The 25,022-nt window shown below is 65.1% G+C and carries 14 protein-coding genes and 1 pseudogene; 5 read left to right on the top strand and 10 right to left on the bottom strand.

Annotation, left to right across the window (positions count from 1 at the left end; translation table 11 throughout):
* Positions 1-774: 774 nt before the first annotated feature.
* The 7 genes from ACVIJ6_RS14490 to ACVIJ6_RS14460 form a co-directional block, all read right to left on the bottom strand.
* Positions 775-1,761: an ABC transporter ATP-binding protein gene (locus tag ACVIJ6_RS14490; RefSeq protein WP_456773237.1), complete on the bottom strand. Its 987-nt coding sequence runs from the start codon at positions 1,759-1,761 to the stop codon at positions 775-777.
* A gap of 265 nt (positions 1,762-2,026) precedes the next feature.
* Positions 2,027-3,439, bottom strand: coding sequence for an amidase (locus ACVIJ6_RS14485; RefSeq protein WP_456773236.1), 1,413 nt, complete (start codon positions 3,437-3,439; stop codon positions 2,027-2,029).
* Entirely contained in the window at positions 3,436-3,633 is a 198-nt protein-coding gene (locus ACVIJ6_RS14480; protein ID WP_456773235.1) for a hypothetical protein, read from the bottom strand. The genes ACVIJ6_RS14485 and ACVIJ6_RS14480 overlap by 4 nt, the downstream gene beginning before the upstream one ends.
* A gap of 28 nt (positions 3,634-3,661) precedes the next feature.
* Positions 3,662-4,711: an ABC transporter ATP-binding protein gene (locus tag ACVIJ6_RS14475; protein WP_456773234.1), complete on the bottom strand. Its 1,050-nt coding sequence runs from the start codon at positions 4,709-4,711 to the stop codon at positions 3,662-3,664.
* 312 nt (positions 4,712-5,023) lie between these two features.
* Positions 5,024-5,923 (bottom strand): ABC transporter permease, encoded by a 900-nt coding sequence (locus ACVIJ6_RS14470; RefSeq protein WP_456773233.1) that lies wholly within the window; start codon positions 5,921-5,923, stop codon positions 5,024-5,026.
* 2 nt (positions 5,924-5,925) lie between these two features.
* Positions 5,926-6,879: an ABC transporter permease gene (locus ACVIJ6_RS14465; RefSeq protein WP_456773232.1), complete on the bottom strand. Its 954-nt coding sequence runs from the start codon at positions 6,877-6,879 to the stop codon at positions 5,926-5,928.
* Positions 6,880-7,087: 208 nt separating this feature from the next.
* The gene (locus ACVIJ6_RS14460; RefSeq protein ID WP_456776982.1) at positions 7,088-8,707 is read right to left on the bottom strand and encodes an ABC transporter substrate-binding protein; all 1,620 of its coding nucleotides are present in this window, start codon (positions 8,705-8,707) and stop codon (positions 7,088-7,090) included.
* 264 nt (positions 8,708-8,971) lie between these two features.
* On the opposite strand from ACVIJ6_RS14460, the gene ACVIJ6_RS14455 reads away from it, so the two are divergent.
* The gene (locus ACVIJ6_RS14455; RefSeq protein ID WP_456773231.1) at positions 8,972-10,567 is read left to right on the top strand and encodes an ABC transporter substrate-binding protein; all 1,596 of its coding nucleotides are present in this window, start codon (positions 8,972-8,974) and stop codon (positions 10,565-10,567) included.
* Positions 10,568-10,718: 151 nt separating this feature from the next.
* Here ACVIJ6_RS14455 and ACVIJ6_RS14450 read toward each other — a convergent pair whose 3' ends face one another.
* Positions 10,719-12,953: a CHASE2 domain-containing protein gene (locus ACVIJ6_RS14450; RefSeq protein ID WP_456773230.1), complete on the bottom strand. Its 2,235-nt coding sequence runs from the start codon at positions 12,951-12,953 to the stop codon at positions 10,719-10,721.
* 177 nt (positions 12,954-13,130) lie between these two features.
* Positions 13,131-19,260, bottom strand: a pseudogene (locus ACVIJ6_RS14445) (Npun_F0296 family exosortase-dependent surface protein).
* Between the two features lie 615 nt (positions 19,261-19,875).
* Here ACVIJ6_RS14445 and ACVIJ6_RS14440 point away from each other — a divergent pair.
* The 3 genes from ACVIJ6_RS14440 to ACVIJ6_RS14430 all read left to right on the top strand — a co-directional run bounded on the left by ACVIJ6_RS14440 (position 19,876) and on the right by ACVIJ6_RS14430 (position 23,106).
* Positions 19,876-20,631 carry a transglutaminase-like cysteine peptidase gene (locus tag ACVIJ6_RS14440; RefSeq protein ID WP_456773229.1) on the top strand — a complete coding sequence of 252 codons (756 nt, stop codon included), beginning with the start codon at positions 19,876-19,878 and terminating at the stop codon, positions 20,629-20,631.
* Between the two features lie 202 nt (positions 20,632-20,833).
* Complete coding sequence (locus ACVIJ6_RS14435; protein ID WP_172236963.1) at positions 20,834-21,583, top strand: ABC transporter ATP-binding protein; 750 nt, start codon at positions 20,834-20,836, stop codon at positions 21,581-21,583.
* On the top strand, positions 21,580-23,106 hold the full coding sequence (locus ACVIJ6_RS14430) for a permease (RefSeq protein WP_456773228.1): 1,527 nt from the start codon (positions 21,580-21,582) through the stop codon (positions 23,104-23,106). Before ACVIJ6_RS14435 ends, ACVIJ6_RS14430 begins: the two co-directional genes overlap by 4 nt.
* Before the next feature lie 5 nt (positions 23,107-23,111).
* Here ACVIJ6_RS14430 and ACVIJ6_RS14425 read toward each other — a convergent pair whose 3' ends face one another.
* Positions 23,112-24,038: an alpha/beta fold hydrolase gene (locus ACVIJ6_RS14425; protein ID WP_456773227.1), complete on the bottom strand. Its 927-nt coding sequence runs from the start codon at positions 24,036-24,038 to the stop codon at positions 23,112-23,114.
* A gap of 110 nt (positions 24,039-24,148) precedes the next feature.
* Here ACVIJ6_RS14425 and ACVIJ6_RS14420 point away from each other — a divergent pair, with 110 nt between their 5' ends.
* The gene (locus ACVIJ6_RS14420) at positions 24,149-24,967 is read left to right on the top strand and encodes an MBL fold metallo-hydrolase (protein ID WP_456773226.1); all 819 of its coding nucleotides are present in this window, start codon (positions 24,149-24,151) and stop codon (positions 24,965-24,967) included.
* Positions 24,968-25,022 lie beyond the last annotated feature (55 nt).

Here is a 25,022-nt window from a genome sequence, read left to right as displayed (position 1 = left end):
CCGGACAGCGGCGTTCTGCGCCATCGGCCTTCCGAGCCGATGCGTAGTCTTTGGCAAAGAACGAAGCGGATGGCAGGGATGGATCCCGACGGCCGCCAGCGGCTCTGCGCAATGCTATGGGAGGCAGCGCTGCCGCTCAGAGACGCGGCGCACAAAAGACGCTTCGACAGAGTTCATCCGCCTGCATCGAAAACCGGACGAATAGAGATCTGCGCGCATGGCGCCGCCTGCGGAACGGCGCTGAACACCAACGGTACATAGCCATGCCCCCTGCCCTGGTTATCCTGAGTTGCGTCGCTCTCCCGCAACTCGCGACTGCTTCTGCCCGAGCAGACGCTCGGTTGCATGACGAACGTCATTTAATCGACGCGAGCGCATCGCTTGACGATTTCTATTCGGCACCGTTTCCTGGCCTATGCAGGCCGGTTCGGCGCGGTCGTATCGTTTCATTGCTCACTTATGCCGATCTGCGGGCAAAAGTCTGCCTGCTCCGAAATAAGATTGACAAAGTTCATTTTCCTGATCAGGTGCACAGCACATCGGGGACAATGCCAAGGGCAATCAAAGGCCAGCAGCCCCGCGGCATACGACGCGACCGCAGCTCCGAACTCAGCCTTTGAATGCTGGTACGGGCTGGACTGTTTGTCCGATCACGCTGATCAGGATGAGGCAAAGCAGCGCTTTTGCGTGCCGGTCCGACCGTTAGTCCGAACGTCAAGTTTGTGCTTCTGCTTCGGATCCGCCCCTTCGTCACGCAAGCGACGGCGACGTCTCTCACATAGCCTTGCTGGTGGTGGCGGCATCCGTTGCCAGAACGCAGCGAACACCGCGGTCCGCGGCAAGGCTCACGGCTGGCGGCAATGCGTTGAGGCAACGCGGTTCGGCCAGGTGACAACGCGGCGCGAAGGAGCAGCTTTGCGGCGCCTGGTCGAGCGACGGCGGCGTCCCCGGGATCGTCTGCAGCCGCTCGCCCCGCTTGGCGGCATGCACGGTCGATGCGAGCAGGCCGCGCGCGTAGGGATGCTCCGGATGGCGCACGATGTCACGCAACGCGCCATATTCGACGATCTGCCCGGCATACATCACCGCGACGCGGTCGCAGATTTCGATCGCCACGCCGATGTCGTGGGTCACGAAGATGACGGACATGCCGAGCTCGCGCTGCAGCTCGCGCAACAGCAGCAGGATCTGGATCTGTACGGTGGCATCAAGGGCGGTGGTCGGCTCGTCCGCCAGCAGCACTTTGGGCCGGCACGCCAACGCCAGCGCGATCATCGCGCGCTGCCGCATGCCGCCCGACATCTCGTGCGGATAGGATTCCAGCCGGCGCTTCGCCGAGGGGATGCGGACCACATCGAGCATCTCCAGCGCCCGCGCGTAGCCTTCAGCGTAACTCTTGCCCTCGTGCCGCATCACGGTCTCGGCAATCTGCCTGCCGATCGTATAGACCGGATCAAGCGCCAGCCCCGGCTCCTGGAAGATCATCGACACCATGCGGCCGCGGAACTGCGACAGCTCCTCATCGCCCATGGCGAGCACGTCACGGCCCATCACCTTGACCTGGCCCGAGATCTGCGTCCGCTTCTTCGGCAACAGCCGCATCAGCGCCCGCATCGTCACGCTCTTGCCCGAGCCGGACTCGCCAAGCAGCCCGAGCACCTCGCCATCGCCGAGCGATAGGCTGACATCGTTCACCGCATGCACCGTGCGTTCGCCAGTGAAGCGGATGGTGAGGTTGTCGATCTCGACGAGGTTGGTCATGGCGGGTCTGCAATCCCCAACGCTTTGGATATGACTTGGCCTTGCGCCAACGACGGTCTCCGGTGCCACCCTCCCCTGAAGGGGGAGGGTCGGCTCGCATGGAGCGCAGCGGAATGCGAGACGGGGTGGGGTGAAAGCCCCTCCACGAGTTCGCGTCCAAGAGGAGAGACTGTCACCCCACCCCGATCGCGCATGAGATCCGCAATCGACCCTCCCCCTCCAGGGGAGGGCGAGACCGTCAGGTGGGATGCAGACCTCTCTCCGATCATGGCAGCGTCGGCACCCTGGCGTGGAAATCGGTCGCGCGCTGGAAGGCGGCGCCGATGGTGAGGATCGTCGCTTCGTCGAAGGAGCGACCGATCAGCTGCATGCCAACGGGGAGGCCGGTGGCGGTGAAGCCGGTCGGGATCGCGAGCGACGGCAGGCCGAGGTAATTCACCGGACGAGTAAAGCGGGTGATGCGCTGGATCACGGCTTCGGCGCCGGGTGCGCCGCCGACGTCGCTCTCGGCGATCGACGGCGTGACCAACGGCGACACCGGTGCGATCACGGCATCGATGCCTTGGGTGGCCGCGACATGCGCGGCCAGCGCCGCGCCACGCCAGCGCAGCGCCTCGAGATAAGTGACGCCCGAGACGGCCAGCGCGTTCTGCAGCCGCATCAGAACCTGCGGGCCGTAATCCTGCGGCCGCTCGATCATCCAGCGCTTGTGGAAAGCGGCGGCCTCGACCGCGAGCACGAGTTGGCAGGCCGCGGTGAGCTGGCGCTGGTCGGGCAGTTCGACCTGGACGACATCGGCGCCCTCGGTCTTCAACACCGCGATGGCAGCATCGAGGCAGCGCGCGACCTCGGGATCCAGATCATCGACATAGAAAGCCTTGGGCACGCCGATCTTCAATCCCTTGATCGAGGCCCGGGTGGCGGCGACATAGTCCTGCACGGGCGCGTGGCTGGCGGTCGGATCCTCCGGATCGGGGCCGGCCATCAGGCCGAGGATCAGCGCGCAATCCTCGGCGGTCTGCGCCAGCGGCCCGACCGTGTCGAGCGATTGCGACAGCGGCATCGCGCCAGCACGGCTGACGCGGCCCCAGGTCACCTTCAGGCCGGTCACGCCGCAGAAATTCGCGGGCATGCGGATCGAGCCGCCGGTGTCGGAGCCTAGCGCGGCGAACGTCAGGCGGGCGCCGACCGCCGAGCCGGAGCCGGACGACGAGCCGCCGGTGACATAGCCGAGCTTCCAGGGATTGTGCACGGGACCGTAATGCGCGTTGTGGCCGGTCGGGCCATAGGCGAACTCGGCCATTTGCAAGGTGCCGAGCCGGATCGCGCCGGCATCCTTCAGCCGCTGCAATGCGGTCGAACTCGTTGTCGCCACGAAATCACGCCGGATCAGCGAGCCGCAGGTCGAGACGTGGCCGGCTTCGTAATACATGTCCTTGTGGGCGAGCGGGACGCCATGCAGCGGCCCCTTCGGACCGTCCTTGGCCAGAGCCGCATCCGCCTCGGCGGCCGCATTCAGCGCCGGCTCTGATTCGATCGCCATGAAGGCGTTCAGCTTCGGCTGCCATTCCGCAATGCGGTGGAGGCAGGAGCGGGTCACCTCGACCGAGGACAGCTTCTTCTCGGCGATCGCCTTGGCGACCTCGGTCAGGGTCATCAGCGCGGGTTCGGTGCTCATCGGCCCACCTTCAGTGACTGAGCCACGACGTAGCTGGCCGGCTCGAGATCGAACGGCAGGGTACCTGCAATGGCGGCGAAGCCGTCAAACGCCGGTCCGATCGAATCGGAGATGCGGGTGGCAACCTCCTTGTCGACGGGCAGGCCGGAGGCCTCCGCGATGGCACTGACTTGCTGGGGCGTGGGTCTGGTCATTCCGCTTCTCGCTGCTGGTGTCTGCCGGTCAGGCGGCCGGGGCCCGGCTGTGTCCCGAACGGGGGATCGCCATGTGGCAGGCGGCCTGATGGCCCATTGTATCCAGCTCCGTCAACCCAGGGGCGATATTCGAACACAGCGCCTCGGCGAACGGACAGCGGGTGTGGAAGCGGCAGCCGGCCGGCGGATCGATCGGATTGGGCGGATCACCGGAGATCGGCGGCACCTCGGTGCGCCGCTCCGGATCGGACGACGGCATCGCGGCCAGCAGTGCGCGTGTATAGGGATGAGCCGGCGTGGCCCAGACCTGCTCGACCGGCCCGAGCTCGACGACTTCACCAAGATACATCACCAGCACGCGATCGGAGATGTAATGCACGACGTTGAGATCGTGGCTGATGAACAGATAGGTCAGGCCGAACTCGCGCTTGAGGTCCATCAGCAGGTTCAGCACCTGCGCCTCGACCGATTTGTCGAGCGCAGAGACGGCCTCGTCGAGGATGACGAGCCGCGGCGACAGCGCCAGCGCGCGCGCGATGTTGACGCGCTGGCGCTGGCCGCCGGAGATTTCGTGCGGATAGCGGTTGGCGAAGATCTCCGGGCGCAGGCCGACCTTGCCGAGCAGCTCGCGCGCAAGCGCGCGTGCGGCGCCATCTGCCATGCCATGCACCTTCGGCCCGAACGCAATGGACTCCTCGATCGTCAGCCGCGGATTGAGCGAGGCATAGGAATCCTGGAACACCATCTGCATGCCGCGGCGCAGCTCGCGCAACGACATTTCGTGGCCAACCTGACGGCCGTCGAAGATGATCTCGCCGGCATCGCGGTCCATCAGATGCATCAGGAGCCGCGCTGTCGTCGACTTGCCGCAGCCGGACTCGCCGACGATGCCGACGGTCTCGCCTTTGCCAATCGCAAACGACACATCATCGACCGCCCGCACAGTCTTGCGCGCGCCGAACAGGCCGCCGCGCACGGGGAAATGCTTGGTCAGGCCGTCGACCCGCAAGAGCGGCTGCGCCTTGCCGCCGAGATCCTCGATCGGGGCGAGGCCTGTGACTGGCAACGTTTCGCTCATGATGATGCACTCGAGCAGGCGCGGCGGACACAATGCGCCCCCGCGCGCGGCAGGGCGGTCGAACATGGCGCTCCGCATATTGCGCTCATCTGCTTCCACATCGTCATGGCCGGGCTTGTCCCGGCCATCCACGTTGCCCGGCGCCCTCGGAACGACGTGGATGCCCGGGACAAGCCCGGGCATGACGGAGTAACAAATTGACAGGCGTCCGTGTGACGATTGCCCGATGTCGTCCAATGCGGTCGTTCTGCGGCACGGGGGAGAGGAGTACTGCCGACGCCGGGCCACCATTGTCGAAAATCACCATGACGATCAGCTCCGGATGTCCATGGCGGTGCGCAGGCCGTCGCTGAGCAGATTGAAGCAGATCGAGACCGCGAAGATCATGGCGCCGGGCAGCGCCGCGACCCATGGATTGACGTAGATCGCGGTGCGCAAGGTATTCAGCATCAGGCCCCATTCCGGCTCCGGCGGCTTGGTGCCGAGGCCCAGGAACGACAGGCCGGCGGCGAGGATCATCGATACGGAAATCAGCCCTGTCGCGTAGACGAAGATCGGTCCGAGCACATTGCCGAGCATGTGCGCGCGCATGATCGTGACGGCGTTCGCACCGGAGGCGCGCGCGGCCTCGACAAAGTCGCGGTTGCGCACGCCGGTCGTGACGCTCTCGGCGACACGGGTGATCTGCGGCACGAACACGATGGTCAGCGAGACAATGGAGTTGGTGATGCCGGCGCCGAGCGCGCCCGAGATCGCAATTGCCAGCAGCACCGACGGGAAGGCGTAGAACACGTCGATGGTGCGCATGATCGCGGTGTTGACCCAGCCGCCGACATAGCCGGCGACGAGACCGAGCATGGTGCCGAGGCCGAAGGCAAGAATGACCGGCGAGATGCCGATCAACAGCGACAGCCGGCCGCCATAGATCAGCCGCGCCAGCATGTCGCGTCCGAGCTCGTCGGTGCCGAGCGGATAGTTCGGCGTGCCGATGTGGCGCAGCCGGCGGATCATCGAGCCCTGATAGGGATCGGCGAGGTGCAGATAGGGCGCGAGCAGGGCAGACAGGAAGATCAGCAGCAGGATGGCGACGCAGACCATGCTGACCTTGTCCCGGACGATGCGGCGGCCGACGGTCGCCCAATAGCCGCGCGCGTTGGCCATGGGCGCGGCCTGCAGCGAGGCGTCGTTCATCGCGTTCGAACTGACGCTCATCACTAGCCCCGCTTGATGCGCGGATCGATCGCGGCCTGCGCGATGTCGACCACGAGGTTGAGAATGACGAAGAACATCGCCAGCACCAGGATCGTGCCCTGCAAGAGCGGCAGGTCGCGCTGGAAGATCGCCGAGTTCAACAACAGGCCCGAGCCGGGCCAGGAGAACACGGTCTCGATCAGGATCGAGCCACCGAGCATGTAGCCGAGCTGCAGGCCCATCACCGCGAGCGCAGTCGGCGCAGCATTCTTCAGCACGTGGCGGAACACCTGGGTTTCACGCAGGCCCTTCGCACGTAGCGCCTCGACGAAGTCCTGGCTGAGAATGTCGCCGGTCAGCGCGCGCACGGTGCGGGTGATGATGCCCATCGGGATCACCGAGGTGGTGATCGCGGGCAGAATCAGGAAGCGGATATGCGCCCAGTCCCACGACCACGCGCCCGAGCCGGACGGGCCGGCGCCGACCGCGGGCAGCCAGTTGAGCTCGACCGAGAAGATGATGACCAGGACCATGCCGAGCCAGTAATGCGGCAGCGACACGCCGGCGATCGCGATCGAGGTCGCGACCTTGTCGATCCAGCTATCGCGGAAATAGCCGGCGATGAGGCCGAAGAACAGGCCGAGCGAGAAGCCGATGATCGCCGCCGCGATCGCCAGCGTCACGGTGTTCGACACCGCGCGCAGCACCTCGGCCAGCACCGGACGGCCCGTCGCGATCGAGCTGCCGAGATCGCCATTGACGGCGCGCCACAGCCACAGCCCGAACTGCACCGGCAGCGGCTTGTCGAAGCCATAGGCCACGCGCAGCTGCTGCGCCAGCTCCTGCGACGCGTCGGCCGGCAGCACGGCGACCAGGGGATCGCCGGGCGTGATGTGAACGAGCATGAAGCAGACCAGCGCGACGCCGATGATGATCGGGATCGCATAGACCATCCGCCTGGCAGCATAAGAGAGCACGAGTCACCTGGGTTTGACCTTCTCGTTGGTGAGAGAAGGTGCCAATGAAACTCCCCTCCCCCACGCCGCAATCGCGCAGCGATTGTCGGCAGCGGGGAGGGGTCGGGGGTGGGGGTCCCCAAGAAGACTGCCGCCGGAATACCCCCCTCCCCAACAAGGGGGGAGGGAGCGCAGCGGAGCAAGCGGCGAGATCAGTCTTCCAACCCCATCACGGCTCCACCGAGATCGGCGAGAAGTCGATGAACCAGCTCTTCGGCTGCACCACGCCCTTCACCTTCGGGCTCATCGCGCGCGGGCCGACATCGTGGGCGACGTAGAGGAACGCGGCGTCGTCGACGGAGGCCGCATGCAGCTCGGCCAGCGCCTTGTCGCGCTCGGTCGGATCGAAGGTCTGGCGCGCCTTCTTCACCAGCTCGTCGAATTTGGGGTTGTTGATGAAGCCCCAATTGTTCGAGACCGGCGGCGCCATCGACGACTGCAGGAAGCGCACCAGCGCGAAGAACGGATCCATCGCCGCATAGGTCACGTTGGTGGCGTTGGCGCCGTTCGCCGACGGATCCTTGGCGCCACGGCGCCAATTGGTGAACAGCGTGTTCCACTCGATGACGTCGAGCTTGACGTCGAAATAGCACTCGGCCAGCGCCTGCTGCAGATATTCGTTCATCGGCAGCGGCTGCATCTGGCCCGAGCCCGACGCCGAGGTCTGGATCTTGACCTCGAGCTTCTTGCCGGGTCCGAAGCCGGCCTCCTGCATCAGCTTCTGCGCGGCCGCCTTGTCGTATTTGATCTCGAAGGTGACGTTGCCGCGCCAGGGATGGCCTTTCTCGAAAGTGCCGCTCGCGGGCACCATCAGTCCGGCGAGCAGGCCATCGCGCAGGCCCTCGCGATCGACGCAGAGATTGGCGGCCTTGCGGACGCGGATGTCGTTCCAGGGCGAGCCCTCGACGCGCGAGAACTGCCATGGCCAGACATGCGGCTGCTCATTGGCGTAGAGCTTGAAGCCACGCTGCTTGATCTCCGGCAGCGCATCCGGCGCCGGCGCCTCGACCCAGTCGACCTGCCCGGACAGCAGCGCCGCGGTGCGTGCATTCGCTTCCGGCATCGGCAGCAGGATCATCTTGTCGACCTTGGGCACGCGCGCCTTGTCCCAATAGGCATCGTTCTTCACGAGTTCGAGCCGCTCGCGCGGCGTGAATTTGCTCATCTTCCACGGGCCGGTGCCCGAGGCGTCCTTGGCGAACGCCGCCCAGGCGGCCTGTGACTTCGCCTTGTCGTCGGCACCGCTCGCGGCCTCGTAGAGCTTCTGCCACTTGGCCGGGCTCGCCATGAACAGATTGGTGAGATTGATCGGCAGGAAGCTGTCGGGCTCCTTCGTCGTCAGCTCCACCGTGAGATCGTCGATCTTGCGCGCCGACACCAGCGTCGGCATGCGCGAGGCGGTGACGCCGACCTGACTTGGATCGAACTGCGGCGCGTCCTGCTTCAGCACCTTCTCGACGTTCCACACCACCGCGTCGGCATTGAACGGCGCGCCATCATGGAAGGTGACGCCGGGACGCAGCTTGAATGTCCACTTCGTCTTGTCGGCCTCGTCGACCTTCCACTCGGTGGCGAGGCCGGGAATGACGACGCTCGGCTTGTCCGCCGAGGACAGGTCCCACATCGTCAGCGCGTCGTACATCGTCAGGCCGGTGAAGCGGTTGCCCTCGAAGCCCTGGTCGGGCTGGCCGAGCGTGCGCGGAATGTCGGCCGCGGTCATGCCGATGCGCAGCACGGAGTCCGCACCGGCCGTCGCCGACAGCGCGAAGGCCGAGACCGTCGTCATCATCGCAGCCGCAACAGCCACACGCATGGTCAATGAATTCGTAACGCTCGAGAGCACGATCACATCTCCGATCAGTGGCTAATTTCTGAGCAAATGTATGCAACCGCTGTGCCAGCACTGTGCCGGAATGTGCCCCTGCGACGCGTGGTCACAACCGTTTGTGTTCAAACGATCCCCGCGCGCCGTGGCACCCGGATTGCAGGTCCGCTTGCGAATTTGATCCGGTTTCGCCGCGGCGAAGCCGACATCGCAACGGAGCTTCCCTGCATGCGTGTTCGACTCTCCCTGCTCGCCACCGCGCTCGCGCTCGTCCTGTCCGCCGTCGCCGCGCGCGCCGAAACCGTGCTGCGCTACGGCATCTCGATGGCCGACATCCCGCTGACCACCGGCCAGCCCGATCGCGGCGCCGGGGCCTATCAGTTTACCGGCTATACGATCTACGATCCGCTGGTGGCCTGGGACATGAGCGTCGCCGACAAGCCAGGCAAGCTGATCCCCGGCCTCGCCACCGAGTGGAAGGTCGACGACGCCGACAAGACCAAATGGCGTTTCTCGCTGCGCAAGGGCGTCAAGTTCCACGACGGCAGCGACTTCAATGCCGACGCGGTGATCTGGAATCTGGACAAGGTGCTCAACGATAAGGCACCACAGTTCGACAAGCGGCAGAGTGCGCAGGTGAAGACCCGCCTTCCGTCGGTCGCGAGCTACGCCAAGATCGACGACTCCACCGTCGAGATCACCACCAAGACCGTCGACTCGTTCTTCCCCTATCAGATGCTGTGGTTCCTGATTTCGAGCCCGGCGCAGTATGAGAAGCTCGGCAAGGACTGGGACAAGTTCGCCAGCCAGCCGTCGGGCACCGGCCCGTTCAAGCTGACGAGACTGGTGCCGCGCGAACTCGCGGAGCTCAGCAAGAATTCCGAATATTGGAACAAGGACCGGCTGCCCAAGGTCGACAAGCTCGTGCTGGTGCCGATGCCGGAGGCGCTGACGCGCACCAATGCGCTGCTCGCCGGCCAGGTCGACCTGATCGAGACCCCGGCGCCGGACGCCGTGCCGCAGCTCAAGGCCGCCGGCATGAAGCTCGTCGACAACGTCACGCCGCATGTCTGGAACTACCATCTCAGTGTGCTGCCGGGCTCGCCCTGGACAGACATCCGGCTGCGCAAGGCACTCAACCTCGCGATCAACCGCGACGAGGTGGTCGGTCTGATGAACGGCCTCGCCAAGCCCGCCAAAGGCCAGGTCGATCCGTCGAGCCCGTGGTTCGGCAAGCCGAGCTTCGAGCTGAAATATGATCTCGCCGCGGCCAAGAAGCTGGTCGAGGAAGCCGGCTACTCGCCCGCCAAGCCACTGAAGACCACCTTCATCATCGCGCAAGGCGGCACCGGCCAGATGCTGTCGCTGCCGATGAACGAGTTCCTGCAGCAGAGCTTCAAGGAGATCGGCATCGACATCGACTTCAAGGTGGTCGAGCTCGAGACTCTGTATACGCATTGGCGCAAGGGCGCGGCCGACGAGATGAATGCCGGCATCACCGCCAACAACATCGCCTATGTCACGTCGGATCCGCTCTATGCCATCGTGCGCTTCTTCGCCTCCGACCAGATCGCCCCCGTCGGCGTCAACTGGGGCGGCTACAAGAGCCCGAAGGTCGACGCGCTGATCGCCGAGGCCAAGCAGACCTTCGATCCGGCCAAGCAGGACGAGCTGATCGCCCAGGCCCATGCGGCCGTCGTCGACGATGCCGTTCTGGTCTGGGTCGTGCACGACACCAACCCGCACGCGCTGTCGCCGAAGGTGAAGAAGTTCGTACAGGCCCAGCACTGGTTCCAGGACCTGACGACGATCGGGACGGAGTAGGTCTCGACGTCATCTGATTTAGCGTCGTTGTCATTGCGAGCGCAGCGCGCAGCGAAGCAATCCAGGGCCAGCCAGCCCGCCGACTCTGGATTGCGTCGTCGCTTCGCTCCTCGCAATGACGGCCTCGAGCCCCTTGCGCGATGAAGCACCACTACTTCGTCAACAGCGCGTAGGCCCCGTTCCAGTCGTCAGGCGGCGGGCTTTTTTGATAATTACGGATACGCGCTTCGTAGAGATCGTAGAGCTTCGAGAGCTCGTGCGCCTCGTCACTCCGGCGTCCGCGTCCGATCGCGGTCAGCGCTTCGTCCCAGTCGCGGCTGCGATAGGCCGCCAGCATCTCGATGGTAAGATTGCGCAGGCGCTGGAAGCGCTCGGAATACATCACGTCGTCGCGTCCGGTGATGGCATAGATCACCTCGGGCTCGGTCTTGCCCTTGACCATGACGAAGTCGAGCTCGAGAATCGCCAGCCTGTCCTTGACGGCGAGCGCGGTCTTGGAGCCGGCGATGATCGGGAAGCCGTATTCCTTGGACTGCCCTTCGAGGCGGGAGGCGAGATTGACGCTGTCACCCAGCACCGAATAGTCGAAGCGCTGATCCGAGCCGAGGTTGCCGACCACGCAGACGCCAGTGTTGAGACCTATGCCGATATTGATCGGAATATAGACGTGACCGCCGTCCTTGGCCTCCTGCTCGCGCGCCTGGTTCAGCTCGTCGACGCGCGCGAGCATATCGAGCGCGGCTTCGCAGGCATTCAACTGATGCCGCGCATCATCGAGTGGGGCGTTCCAGAACGCCATGATGGCGTCGCCCATATATTTGTCGATCGTGCCCTTGCGCGCCAGGATCGCATTGGTCAGCGGGGTCAGGAAACGGTTCATCAGCCGCGTGAGGCCCTGCGGATCGTGCTTGTAGCTTTCGGAAATCGTGGTGAAGCCGCGCACGTCGGAGAACATGATGGTCATCTCACGTTCCTCGCCGCCGAGCACCAGCTTTTCCGGCGACTGCGCGAGCTGCTCGACGAGCGCCGGCGACAGATACTGGCCGAAGGCGGAACGGATCTGCCGGCGCTGGCTCTGCTCGCGCACGAAGCTCGCGAAGATCAGCGTCAGATAGATGGCCGTGGTCGACAGCATCGGATAGGTGAAATCGATCAGCAAGCGGTGCTGGGTGTAGAAATACCAGGAGAGCCCCATCAGCGCGGTCGCGAACACGGCGCCGACCACCACCAAAGTGACGGCGCCGAGTTGCGGGGCGAACACGATGACGAGCAGGCCGAGCACCAGCGCGCCGAAGAACTCGGCCGGGAGCCCCCAATAAGGCTGCGTCAAGATCGCGCCGGTCAGCGCGCTCTCCAGCACCTGGGCGTGCACCTCGACTCCCGGCATCGCCGGCGAGATCGGCGTCGTCTTGATATCGTTCAGGCCGGCCGCCGAGGGCCCGATCAGCACCAGCTTGCCGGCGATCCTCTCCGGCAGCACCCGGCCTTCCAGCACGTCGATCGCGGACACGTAGATCGATGGATCGCGCTCGGCATAATGCAGCCAGAGCTGCCCGTGCATGTCGGTCGGAATCTGCACGCGCCCGAGCCGGAGCCTGATGATGCCGCTCTTGTCCGTCTCGATGAGGATCGTGTCCGAGCCGGTCGCGACCCGCAGCATCTCGAAACTCAGCGACGGCATGATGTCCCCCTGGGCCAGCATGATCATCGGAACCCGGCGGATGATGCCGTCGCGCTCCGGCTTGATGGTGAACAGGCCGCGCCCGGCGGCCGCGTGCTCGATCACGGAGACGTTGCGCAACAGCCCCGGGAAGTTCCACATGAACCGCTCTGCATCCTGGCCACGGGTCGCGATGCCCGTCTTGGGCAATGTCCTGTCGAGATCTGCGCGGGCCTCAGGGCCACCGGATTCGCCGAGCACGACGCGCGATCGTTGCAACGCTTCGGCGAGCACCTGGTCGTTGGATGGGAGAGTCCTGAGCTTGTCGCGGGTCGCCTCATCGAGATTGGGAAAGGTCTCGGCCGCGAGCGCGGGATTGAGCCGGTCCGGCTCGGCAAACACCACGTCGAAGGCGATGACGACGGCACCGAGTCGCGTCAGCCTGTCGATGATCTCGGCAATGCGCGTGCGCGGCCAGGGCCACTGACCGAGCTTGGGATCGGCAAGGCTCTTTTCGTCGATATCGACGATGGTCACCGGCCGCACCGTCTTCACCCGTGGGCTCAGGACCTGGAAGTTGTCGAATGTCCGGACGCGCAATTCCTGCACCAGGGCCGGATCGGCGACGCGCAGGCCCGCAAAGCCCAGCAGCAGCAGCAGGCAGATCGCGCGCGCATAGCCGAACCGGCGCGCGAACCATCGTGGCACTGCCTTCAATCGCTTCATGACAAGACCGCCATTACGCGCTCGGCTTCAACAGGCCGAGCGTCACGAGGCCTGCGCCGGCATCCACCTTTTTCAAGGGCGATCATGGCGCGCCAAGGACCGCTGCCCCCCGCCCTGGCACTTCGTTTGCGCATGATCTTTTGCGGAAAGCCGGTTTCCACTTGTCCGGATCATGCTCTAGACGATGTGGAAATCGTTCTGATGGTTCTGCAGCTGCGCGACCGTGACACCCTTGAGCGTGATCGTGTCATGCGCCGCATCGGTGATCACCGTGTCACCATTCACCGTCTTGGCGCTCTCCAGGATCGCCGCCACATTGGCGAACAGCGAATGGTCGATCTCGATCATGTCCCTGTTGACGTCGAAATCGGCGATCGTGGCGCTGCCGAAATGCGGATTGAAGACGAACGTGTCGTTGCCGCCCTGGCCGAAAAGGGTGGCGCCGCCTCCGACATTGACGAAGTTGTCGTCCTGGCTGGTTCCCATCACCGTCGCCGCGCCGTTGCCGACCAGCGTCACGGTCAAAGGCTGGGTGCCGGACGTGCCGTGGCCGTCGCTGACGGCGGCCTGGTAGGTCACGGTCAGCGTATCGCCGGGCTGCAGGAAATCCAGGTTGACGTCACCCGGATGATAGGTCCAGTGCAAAACCTGCGAGCCACCGTTGGAGGTCGCGCTGTCGAAGGTGATGGCGCCGGCAGCGGCCAGCGCCTCGGCATGCGCATTGGCCGGCAGGGTCGATGAACCGTTGTATTTGACGTCGGCGCTGCCGAGCACCGAGGCCGTCAGGGTGTCGCCGACATCCTTGTCGGCCACGGTGAGGGTGCCCGACATGCCGCTCGCCAGCTTCACCGGCTGGTCGGCGATATAGCCTGCAGACACGTTGTCGATCTCGAACGCGTCGACGCTGCTCTCGAGCACGACCTTGTTGAACGGCGCGAGTCCCAGGAACTCGACATAGCCGTTCGAGGCGAACGAGCCCCGTCCGCCATCCGCGAGCAGCGGCGCGACATCGCTGCCGGTATAGGATGCGACCAGCTTGTCACCATCGTAGAACGAGATGGTGTTGTAGCCGTCAACCGAGCCCCAATACAGCCCGAAGCTGTTCTTCACGCTGTCGAAGGTGATGGTCTGCTGACCGTGATTGCCGATGCTCAGATAGTTGGTCTGGTCCTGGCCACCGCCGACATAGGGCGCCGTGGAGACCGACGAGGAGCCGTGAACGACACCCGCCCGCCCTTCCGCCGTGAAGGTGGCGTGCAGCGCTTCGCTGTAGAAGCTGCCGTAACCCGCGCCATTGTCTGAGGCGGAACCGGCGGTGATGCCATCGAACGTCTCCGTCGCCATGCCCTCGGCGTTGACCGTGGTACCGGCCGGAAGCACGGTCGCCTGCTCCGCCAGGACGACGATCTGGGTGGCCGGGTTCGTTTCGCCGACGATGACGGGTGCGTCGTCTGCGCCGTGCACGGTGACGGTGACCGGCACATCGCGAATGCCGCCATGACCATCGTCGATCTCGACCGTATAGGTCAGCGTCACCTTCTGGTCGGCGCGGAGATAGTCGAACATCTTGTCAGGGGCGGAGAAGGTCCACGCTTGCGACCCGACAGCGCCCTTGCCGGAATCGGTCAATACGCCGAGCGAGAGCCAGCTCTTGAGCACCGAGCTGTCGGACGGCAGGCCGCCATCATCGCCCGCCGCGACGACGCCGGTCACCTTGACGATATGCGCATCGGTGGCGTCGGCATCAGTAAAGGTGATGACGCCGCTCGCGCTGTCCGGCAGATCGGAGCCGAACGTGTTCGCCCGCTCGGCGAGCTCGGCGGTTTGCACGTCGCTTGTCACCACGGGCCGGTCATTGCTGCCTGTGATGGTCACCACGATCGTCGCAGGAGCGGTGCCGCCGTGATGATCATCGACTGTCACCGTGGAGGTGACGGTCACGCTCTCACCTTCGCCAAGGAAATCGAGCGTTCCATCGGCGACCGAATAGGTCCAGGCGACGGTGCCATTGTTGGTGTTGCCGCTCTGGCTCAGCTGCAGCGCCTGCTCCAGCGCGGCGATCTGGCCCGACGTCAACTGGCTGGAGAGATCGGTGTGGTGATCCGCCGCGATCCAGCTGACGCTTTGAGAATGAGGCAGAATCGCAGCGGTCGGACGATCGCTCAGGTCGCGATCGCTGAAATGAATCGTGCCGCCGATGCTGTGCGTATCGAGCGATCCGGTCTGTCCGGTCGTTTCCGCGATCACGCCGGATTGGGCGGAATTGCTGATGACCGGCGCCGAATCTTCGGCGGCGAGCGTGATCAGCGTTCCGCCATGGCCGTCATCGCTGCCGACGAAGTGAGCCCCCGAATAGTCGGCGCCACTCAAGGTCAGGCTGATGCTGTCACCATCACCGTCGCTGACTGTCAGGACGCCAGTCTTCGCGTCGTAGGATGCTTTCGTTGTGGCATTCCAAGCAATCGCCGACAGGTCGATCTTGTCGGAGACGTCGAGACCACTGATCTTGGCGGAGAAGCTGGCGCCGTCGACGACGAGTTCGCTGCTGCCCTGGCCGCTAAAATCGATCGTCTGCGCGTTGCCGCCACCAAGGTGCAGGATGGCACCGGGATCGATGACGATCGTCCCTGCGCCAGAGATCGAGCCGGCGACATCGAACGTCCCGCCGACGATCTCGATCTTGCCGTCATTGATGATGCTGCCGCCGACGCTGCTCAGGCCGCTCGCGGTGATCGTTCCGTAAACATGCAGAGTGCCGTTGCCGCTCACGGTGGTGCCGGCAAGGCCAAGGATCGCACCGAGATCAACCGTGAAGACGCCGGCATTATCGACATGCATGCCCGACAGGGTCACGTCGCGCCCGGACACCTCCAGCGTTCCGACGATGCCGATGCTCAGTGTTCCGCCGGCCATCGTCGTGCCGCCGCCCAGCACCAGGGTCGATGGCACCGCCGCAGCGCCCTCATCATCGATGATGATCGCACCGCCCGCATTGTCGATCGCGACGTGGTCGAACGCTGTTGCGGCCTGGGTCTCGACATGCACCGTGCCGCGATTGACGAGGCCGCCGCCGCTGATCGTGCTGTTCTCCAGCACCAGCAATGAATTCTGGTCGACCTGAACCGTTCCGGAGTTGAGCGCTGCGACCCCGTTCAGCGTCGCGCCGGCCGCCGAGGCAACCTCCAGCATGGCGCCAGCATCGATTGCAAGGCTGGCACCGGTCACGACAGCACCGCCCTTCAGGGTCAGGCTCACGGGCGCCTCGGCCGCGGAAACGGCCAGAAGCTGGACGTTGCCGCCGCCGTCCCCGCCGCCCGTATCGCCGACCAGGATTGCGCCGCCATTCACCGCACCGCCATCGATGCTGCTGTCGCCGATCACCGCCACGGTGCCGTGATTGGTGACCGTACCACCGGTGATGAGCGCTCCCGACAAAGCCAGCCGGGCCGTATCCTCGATCTTGATGACTCCCGACGCATTGTCGACGCGGGTGTCGAGATCAAGCGTCAGCTGGCCGCCGGCCTTGACCTCGATCAGACCGACATTCGTGACGCGCTCGTCGGAGACGACGTTGCCGCCTCCGGATGCGTCGAGAGTGCCGAAATTGACCAGCTCGCCATTGCTGATCACCGCCCCGCCCGTCAGGACGAGCAGTCCGTCGGCCTTCTGTTTGGGCTTGTCAGTGCCCTCATGCGTTCCGACGACCTGGATGTCCGGCACGCCCTGGATCAGGATGGTGCCGCCGTCGATCCCGCCGCCCTGAACGGTCAAGGTCGCCGCCAGATCGACCTGCAGGAGGCCGGAGCTGCTATCAGCGGCGTTTGCGAGCTCGCCTAGCACCGAGAGCGTACCGGCGGACAGCTCGATCGTTCCCGTATTGCTGATGCCGGCGGTGGCGCCGAACACGCCGCCCCCGGCCAGCAGCACCGTGCCGGCATTGTGCAGTTCAGCGTGGTCCAGCAGCTGAACCGCTCCCCCGACGCTGATCGTGGCCTGAGCGAAATTGAAGATGCGCGCGTCGGCCTTGGCCGTCAGCGTACCGCCGATGGTCAAGCTGCTGCCATTGTCGAGCTCAGGAACGGCTCCGCCGCCGCGATCGTCGAGGCTGACAGTCTTGGCGAAAGCGGCCCTGTCGATGGTGACGGGGAACGCCGGGGTCAGGCCGTGGGTCTGGTCGGTGACGATGCGGACATCGTCCGAAGCGGTCGGCGCAACGCCGCCGCGCCAATTCGCACCATCGCTCCACAACAGAACCTGCGCGCCGCTGCTCTCTCCGGACTGCCCCTGGGTCGTAGCGATCCAGACCAGGCTCGGGTCACCCGTTCCGGCGATCGTCACCGTGATCGTCTGCGTGGCGATCGCGCCGTGAGAATCCGTGACGCTCACCGTGTAGGTCAGCGTCAGGCTCCGCCCCGCCGGGACGAGATCGGCGGCGGCGGGCAGGCTGCCCAAGCTCCAATTGATCTTCCCCGTGCCGCTGCCCGTGCTGTCCGAGGCCAGGGAGGCGGTGAGGGACTGCTCGAACAGCGCGAGCAGCGCCGGCGGGATGGTGCCGCCGTTTTGCAGCTCTGCGCTCGTCAGCTTGGCCGACACGGTGTGGGTGTCGGTGAGATCGACATCTTTGAAGGTGACGCTGCCGGACGTCGGATCGATAGAGGAGAGCGCGCCGCTCGGCGCATTGCTGCCCGTCAGCTTGATGGTCTGAGCGCTGGTCGTGATGACGGGCACATCGTTGGTGCCAGTCACCGTGATCGTAATCGGCACCTCCTTGAACTCATTGGCGCCCGGATAATTGACGTCGACACGCACGATGTAGGTCAGCGTCAGCGTCTCGCCCGCGGCCAGGAAATCGAAGGCGTTGTCTGGAACGCTGTAGGTCAGCGTCGCAGAGCCGTTATTGTTGTTGTTCGGGTCCGGCGCGACCGAGATCTTCACGGCAGTGGCCAGGACATCCTGCAACTGCAATTGATTCAGAGCCCCGGTGACGTCGGCCTGCTGCGCGCTCTTGTAGGTAAAGGCGCTGAAGCTCACCGAAACTGTCGGCCGATCGAACGCGTTGATATCGGCGAAATTGACCCGGCTGAGCACGGTGTCGAGATCGGTGCTGTTGCCGGTCTGACCGACCCGCTCGTTCACGCCGAATGCCGTGGAGACACCGCCGGCGACATCCAGAACCCTGACCTCCAGCTGACCCGGAATGCGCAAGGACGGCGTTGGCGTGTCGATCGTCGAGGGTGTCGAACTCGTATTGTCGGTGACGAGGATCTTCGGCACCGCGCTGGTGCCATTGGCCAAGGTCAATGGCGTCAGCGATTCAAGCACGCCGACATCGGTGAAATGAGTCGTCGTCTTCCGGGTTGGTGTTGTCGGTGAATTTCAGCGTGAAGACGTCGTTGATCAGCTTCTGGAGATCGGGCGTCAGGGGAACGGCGCTCTGGTTCACCACGCCGTTGCTGATCTGGATCTGCTGCCCGGCCTGATTGACCACGGCGATCGGCTGCAGAGTCGTCTTGTCGAACAGGACGTAAGAGCCGGTGCGGCCATCAGGCTCGACCAGCACCTGGAATTTGGCGTCGGGCAGAGTGCCCTGCCCCGGCACCGTGAAGTCGATCTCCACCAGCACGGCGGTGCCGCGGATGCCCATGGTGGCCACGGGCGTATCGACCTTCATGTCGCCATGCTTGGCGGTCTCGCCGGCAACGAAGGAGATGGTCCCCGCGACCAGGCTGATCAACGACGAGTTGTTCGATCCGTTGGGATCGTACACCATTTCATTCAGCACCATCCGCGCATTCGAGGACAGGCCGAAGACCGTGCCGTCAATGAAGGTGATGCCGAGCGTGGAATCCGAGCCGGATTGGACCACGTCACCCTTCTCGACGTTGTCGCCTTGGTGCAGGAGAATCGAGACGCCGTTACGGATCGCGGTCGCAGTCCCCTGCAGCTTGGTGACATGACCGATCACCTTGCCGGCCGGCGCCGAAGCCCCGGCCTGACTGACCTGCACGGCTCCTGAGAGTGCATTGACGACGTCGCCGGTCAGGTGCGCGCCGTCGGGCGACGCGAGCGCGGCCCGCTTATCGCCCTTGAAATAGTCGGGCAGGACCACGTCGCGGCCGTCGGCCGACAGGATCAGGTCAACACCGGATCGCTTGAAATCGGCATTGAACAGAAAATGCGCATCCGGAACGACGATCGCCCCCGCGGGTGCGTGAGCCGGCGGAGCATCGAAACGCACATGATCATGCGCGGTCGCACCGAGGCCGTCGGAGAAATGCGCGGCGCCAGATTTACCAGCGTAATTCACGGGACCACCGACATATGGTTAATTATTACATAACAATGTGCGTTCAATGCGTGCATATCACTGGCGAGTCTCGGGCGGAACCATCTTCAGCTTGTGCTGCAAGGCCGGAACAATGGCCTCCGTCAACAGTTTGCTTGAAAATCGCCAATATTCGGCCTTCCGATACGCGATGTCGCCATATATTCGGAAGTATTGAATCACCGAAATTCCGCCTCTCGAAGTAAACCTTAGTATTCGCCCACATCGCTTTGCTGCGGGCGACCACTGCCGCCACATGCGCAATCCGTTATCAGCCAGTTTCAAGTGGCCGACTGTGATCGAGCCAACAGATATCTACAGATTGTATGGAATTCGTCGGACCTGCTCGCGCTCGTACATACGCAACCTAAAAGTGAATTGCTGCACCGTTTGCGATCAACTGAACGGTTAATCCGGCGTTTTCAATAGGATTTGTCGCAGCGAGGCAACACAACGTTCAGCTTAATTCGGCCAATTCTTCAGCGGCTCCCGGGAATTAAGCGGACCACAATACCCAAGCCCCATGTTGGTCACCAACAACATCCGAGTCCGCGATGCGCGACATCGGACAGGAGAGATCCGGGCACGGGGTGTCAGATGAACATTCGCGCACTGATCCGCGCATCATTCGCGGTGCTGACCGCCAACCTGTGCGCTGGCGGCCCGGTTGCCGCGGGACCGATTGGGCAGCCGCTGGGATTGACGGTCATCCTTGAAGACACCGGAGAGCCGTTCGGCCTGCCGCGCCTGGACCTGGAAGCCGGCGCCGTGAAGACCAAATGGCAGACGCTTGCCCGTCAACTCGCCGACGAGCGCGTCCAGCTCGCGCTGTGCGATGGCGATCGCGAACGCTGCGTCTCGGACGCGGCTCTGCGCCTGCTCGCCATCGTTGACCAGGGCCGCGCGAAAGACGGCCGCGCGCGGCTCGGCGAGATCAACCGCGCGATCAATCTTGCCATCCGGCCCGCCAGCGATTTCGCTCAGTACGGCCGATTGGACGTCTGGAGCGCGCCGCTCGCGACGTTCGACCGCCGCGCCGGTGATTGCGAGGACTATGCCATCGCCAAGTTCGTGGCACTGCGGCTGGCCGGTATCGCGGCGAGCGATCTGCGGATCGTGATCGTTCGCGATCTTGCCCGCGGTGAGGATCACGCCGTTGCGGCCGCCAGGCTCGATGGCCGCTGGCTGATGCTGGACAATCAGCGGATGGCGATGGTTCGCGATAGTGATGCGCGGCAAATTCGCCCGCTCTTCGTGATGGACGAGACCGGTATCGGCCGATATCAGGCCTTCCCCTTCTGGGCGGAGGCGGGTGCGGCGCTGCCCGTTCCGAGCGCCCTGGGTTCCCGCTAAGGCGGACCGGCGCCTCCTGCCGCGATCCTGACTCCAGGCCATGCTGCAATCGGATCCGGGTGCCCGGACCGGCGAACACCCTTGCGCAGGACACGGCGCACCCGCCGGCATGGGAACCCGCATCGATCTCGCAATCGCGCGGCCGTTCACCCGGCCGCAACGAGTTGCGTCCAAGTTGCAGACGCAAACCGAACGAGCGGCCATGACCTCAGACAGCCCCGCCCTCGCCGTGCGAGGACTCGCGAAACGTTTCGAACGTCCGGCCGTCGACGGGCTCGACCTCGTCGTGCGCGCCGGCGAATTCTATGCGCTGGTCGGCCCCAACGGCGCCGGCAAGACCACGACCTTGCGGATGGTCGCCGGATTGCTGCGCCCCGATGCCGGCGAGATCGCGATCTTCGGCATTGACGCATTGCGTGAACCGATCGCCGCGAAGCAGATGATGGCGTGGGTCTCGGACGAGCCGATGATCTACGACAAGCTCACGCCGCTCGAATATCTCGAATTCGTCGCCGGCCTGTGGGGCATCGATCCCGCAGCGTCCGGCGAGGCGGCCCGCGAGCTGCTGGTCTCGCTCGGATTGGAAGGCCATTTGCACGAGCGCTGCGAGGGCTTTTCCAAGGGCATGCGCCAGAAGGTGGCGCTGGCCGGCGCCCTGATCCACGATCCCCGGCTGATCATTCTCGATGAGCCGCTCACCGGCCTCGACGCGGTGTCGGCGCGACACGTCAAGGGGCTGCTGGCCGAGCGCGTCCGCCGCGGCGGGACGGTGATCATGACCACGCATATTCTCGAAGTCGCCGAGCGCATGGCCGACCGCATCGGGGTCATCGCGGCCGGACGTGTCTTGGCCGAGGGCACGCTCGCCGAGCTGCGCCAACAGAACGGACGGACCGACACCAGCCTCGAAGAGCTGTTCATCGCTTTGGTCGACGTCGAGCCGGCGGCATGACGCGGACGGCGACGCTCGCATGGTTTGCCCGTCACGAGCTCAGGCTCGCCTGGCGAGAATGGCTCAGCATGATCACGGCCGGGCGACGCCGCCGCACCCGCGTCGCGATCATCGGCCTGCTGCTGTTTGGCGCCATCATGCATCTGCCGGCCTGGGTGGTGGTCGGCCGCTACGCCGATCTGCGGCCACCGCTCGACAAGACCGCACTGATCGTGATCACCGCGACCATCATGCTGTCCTGGGCGCTGATGCTGTCGCAAGCGATCGAATCGGTGACGCGGGTGTTCTACGCCCGCGCGGATCTCGACCTGATCATGTCGTCGCCGGTGCGGCTCGCCGAGATCTTCTCGGTCCGGATCGCCGCGATCGCGCTGTCCGTGACCAGCATGGCGCTGCTGCTGGCCACGCCGTTCGTCGATATTCTGCTCATCGAAGGCGGCCTGCGCTGGCTCGCGGTCTTCGTCGTCGTCGCAGCTGTCGGCCTCACTGCTGCTGCGATCGCCATCGCGATCACGATCGTCCTGTTTCGCCTGATCGGCCCGGCCCGCACCCGGCTGGTCGCGCAGATCCTGGCCGCCGTAATCGGTGCCGGCTTCGTCATCGTGCTGCAGATCGCAGCCATCGTCTCCTACGGCACGCTGTCGCGATTCGCCGTCCTGACCTCGGACGCCGCGGCCGCGATCGCTCCCGATCCGGACAGCCTGGTCTGGCTGCCGGCCCGCGCCGCGCTCGGCGACGGTCAGGCGCTGCTGATCCTGCTCGCCGCCGGGCTGCTGCTGCTCGGCCTCGTGATGCTGCTGTTTGCCCCGCGCTTCGCCGACACCGCGATCAGCGCCGCGGCTCAGGGCGTCTCCAGCCGCGCCGGCGCCCATGTCAGGGCCTTCCGCGGCGGGTCGCGGCAGCAGGCGCTGCGACGCAAGGAGTTCATGCTGCTGCGGCGCGATCCCTGGCTGATCTCGCAGACGCTGATGCAGTTGCTCTATCTGGTGCCGCCGGCGCTGCTGCTGTGGCGGAGCTATTCCGACAGCTCGCAGGCGGTGATTCTGATCACGCCGGTGATCGTCATGGCCGCCGGCCAGCTCGCCGGCGGACTGGCCTGGCTGACCATCTCCGGCGAGGATGCGCCCGAACTGGTCGCGACCGCACCGCTGACGGCGGGGCGAGCCATGCGCGCCAAGATCGAGGTGGTGCTGATCACCATCACCGCGATCTTCGCCCCGCTCGTTCTGGCACTTGCCTGGGTCGCGCCGGCACAGGCGATGGTCACAGCGACCGCCGTGCTGATTGCGACCGTCTCCTCCACCGCCATCCAGCTGTGGTTCCGCATCCAGGCGCGGCGCAGCCAGTTTCGCCGCCGCCAGACCTCGTCGCGGCTCGCAACCTTCGCGGAAGCCTTCTCCTCGATCGGCTGGGCCGCGACGGCCGCGCTCGCGCTGGCGCTGCCGGAGGGCGCGGTGATCTGCGGGCTGATGACCGCAGCGCTGCTGTTCGCCGCCTGGAAGCTCAGCCCGCCACGAACCTGACATCCTCAGCGCAGCAGCTCCATCACCGCCGCCGCGAAGGCCTCCGGCGCCTCCTGCGGCAGATTGTGGCCGGCGCGCTTGATCACGCGATGCGCGATCCGGTTGCTGAATTTCGCGGCATGCGCCGCGCCGTCGGTGGCCGGGATCACGCCGTCGCTGCCACCATCAAGCGTGATCGTCGGCACATTGATGACGGGCTGGGCCGCCAGTCGCTGCTCCAGCTCCTGGTAACGCGGATCACCGGCGACGAGACCGTAACGATGGCGGTAACTGTGGATCACCACGTCGACATGATCTGGATTATCAAACGCCCGGGCCGTGCGCGCGAAGGTCGCATCGTCGAAACCCCAGTTCGGCGACCATTGCTGCCACAACAGCCGCGCGATCTCGGCACGGTGGGCGGCCAGCCCGGCGCGCCCGCGCTCTGTCTGAAAGTACCATTGATACCAGAAGGCGCATTCGCGCGGCGCAGGCGCCGGCTCCAGCGCCCGGGCAATGTCCTGGATCAGGTAGCCATTGACCGAGACGAGCCCCTGGCAACGCTCCGGCCACAGCGCCGCAGCGACGCAGGCCGCGCGGCCGCCCCAATCATAGCCGGCGAACACCGCGCGCGGAATCGCCAGCGCATCCATCAGCGCGATCAGGTCGGCGCCGACCGCGGCCTGCTGGCCCGAGCGCGGCGTCGACGGATCACGAAAGCGCGTCGGCCCATAGCCACGCAGATAGGGCACGATGACGCGGCAGCCCTGGGCCGCCAGACGCGGCGCCACCTCGACATAAGCATGAACGTCGTAGGGATAGCCATGCAGCAGAATCGCCACCGGACCATCGGCGGGGCCACTCTCCCCATAGGCTATTCTGAGTACCTCGGCATCAACCGCGCGGACCGGCTGCATGTCCTGCGCCTGCGCTGATCCTCCTTGATTCGTCATGCCGTCCTCCGCGAGTGCTGAACCGCCTTGTCCATTCCGACGTTGCGATGATGATAGGTCTGATCCGGTTTCGGCGCTACAATCCCACGCGCTGTTGAAGGGGAACCGCCATGCTGCGCTCGCTGGTCTCGCTGCTTGCCGTCCTGGTCTCGTTCGCATCGCCCGCTTTGGCGCAATCGGGGCCCCGCGCCAGCGAGTGCCTGGCGATGGCGGACAACACGCCGCGCGCGATGCCGGTGAGCCTGCGCCGGGCGGCCGCGTCCGGCAACGAGGTGACCATCACCTATGCCGGCCATTCGACCTATTTCATCGACACGCCCGAGGGCATCCGGATCGCGACCGACTACAGCGGCGCTTATCATGTCGGACGGCTGCCCGACGTGATCACGATGAACCGGGCGCATTCGACGCACTACACGCTGGCGCCCGATCCGCGCATCCCGCATGTCCTGCGCGGCTGGGGCGACGACGGCAAGCCGGCGCAGATCTTCGAGCGGGTCGGCGACGTGCTGATCCGCAACATCACCACCGACATCCGGCGCTATTTCAGCGACTCGCTGGGCGCCGACATGATCAAGGACGGCAACTCGATCTTCATCTTCGAGGTCGCCGGGCTGTGCATCGGCCATCTTGGTCACCTGCACGTCAAGCTCGACGAGACCCATTTCGCCGCGATCGGCCGGCTCGACATCGTGATGGTGCCGATCGACGGCACCTATACAATGTCGCTCGACGGCATCTCCGAGATCACCAAGCGGCTGCGCGCCTCGGTGGTGCTGCCGATGCACCGGTTCGCCACGCCACTGGACGAGTTCATGCGCAAGATCGGCCAGCAATTCGAGATCGACCGCCGCGCCGAACGGGCCCTGAAGATGTCGCGCGAGCTCTTGCCGTCGACACCGACCGTGATCATCCTCGACGGTGTCTAAATGTAAGGCAGCCGCCCCCCTGACCCATCGCATCACAACCCCGCCAGCGCTATAA

It is taken from the genome of Bradyrhizobium sp. USDA 4369 (assembly GCF_054056435.1).
The sequence above is the reverse complement of the archived record's forward strand: the minus strand, read 5'-3'. Positions and strand labels throughout refer to the sequence as shown.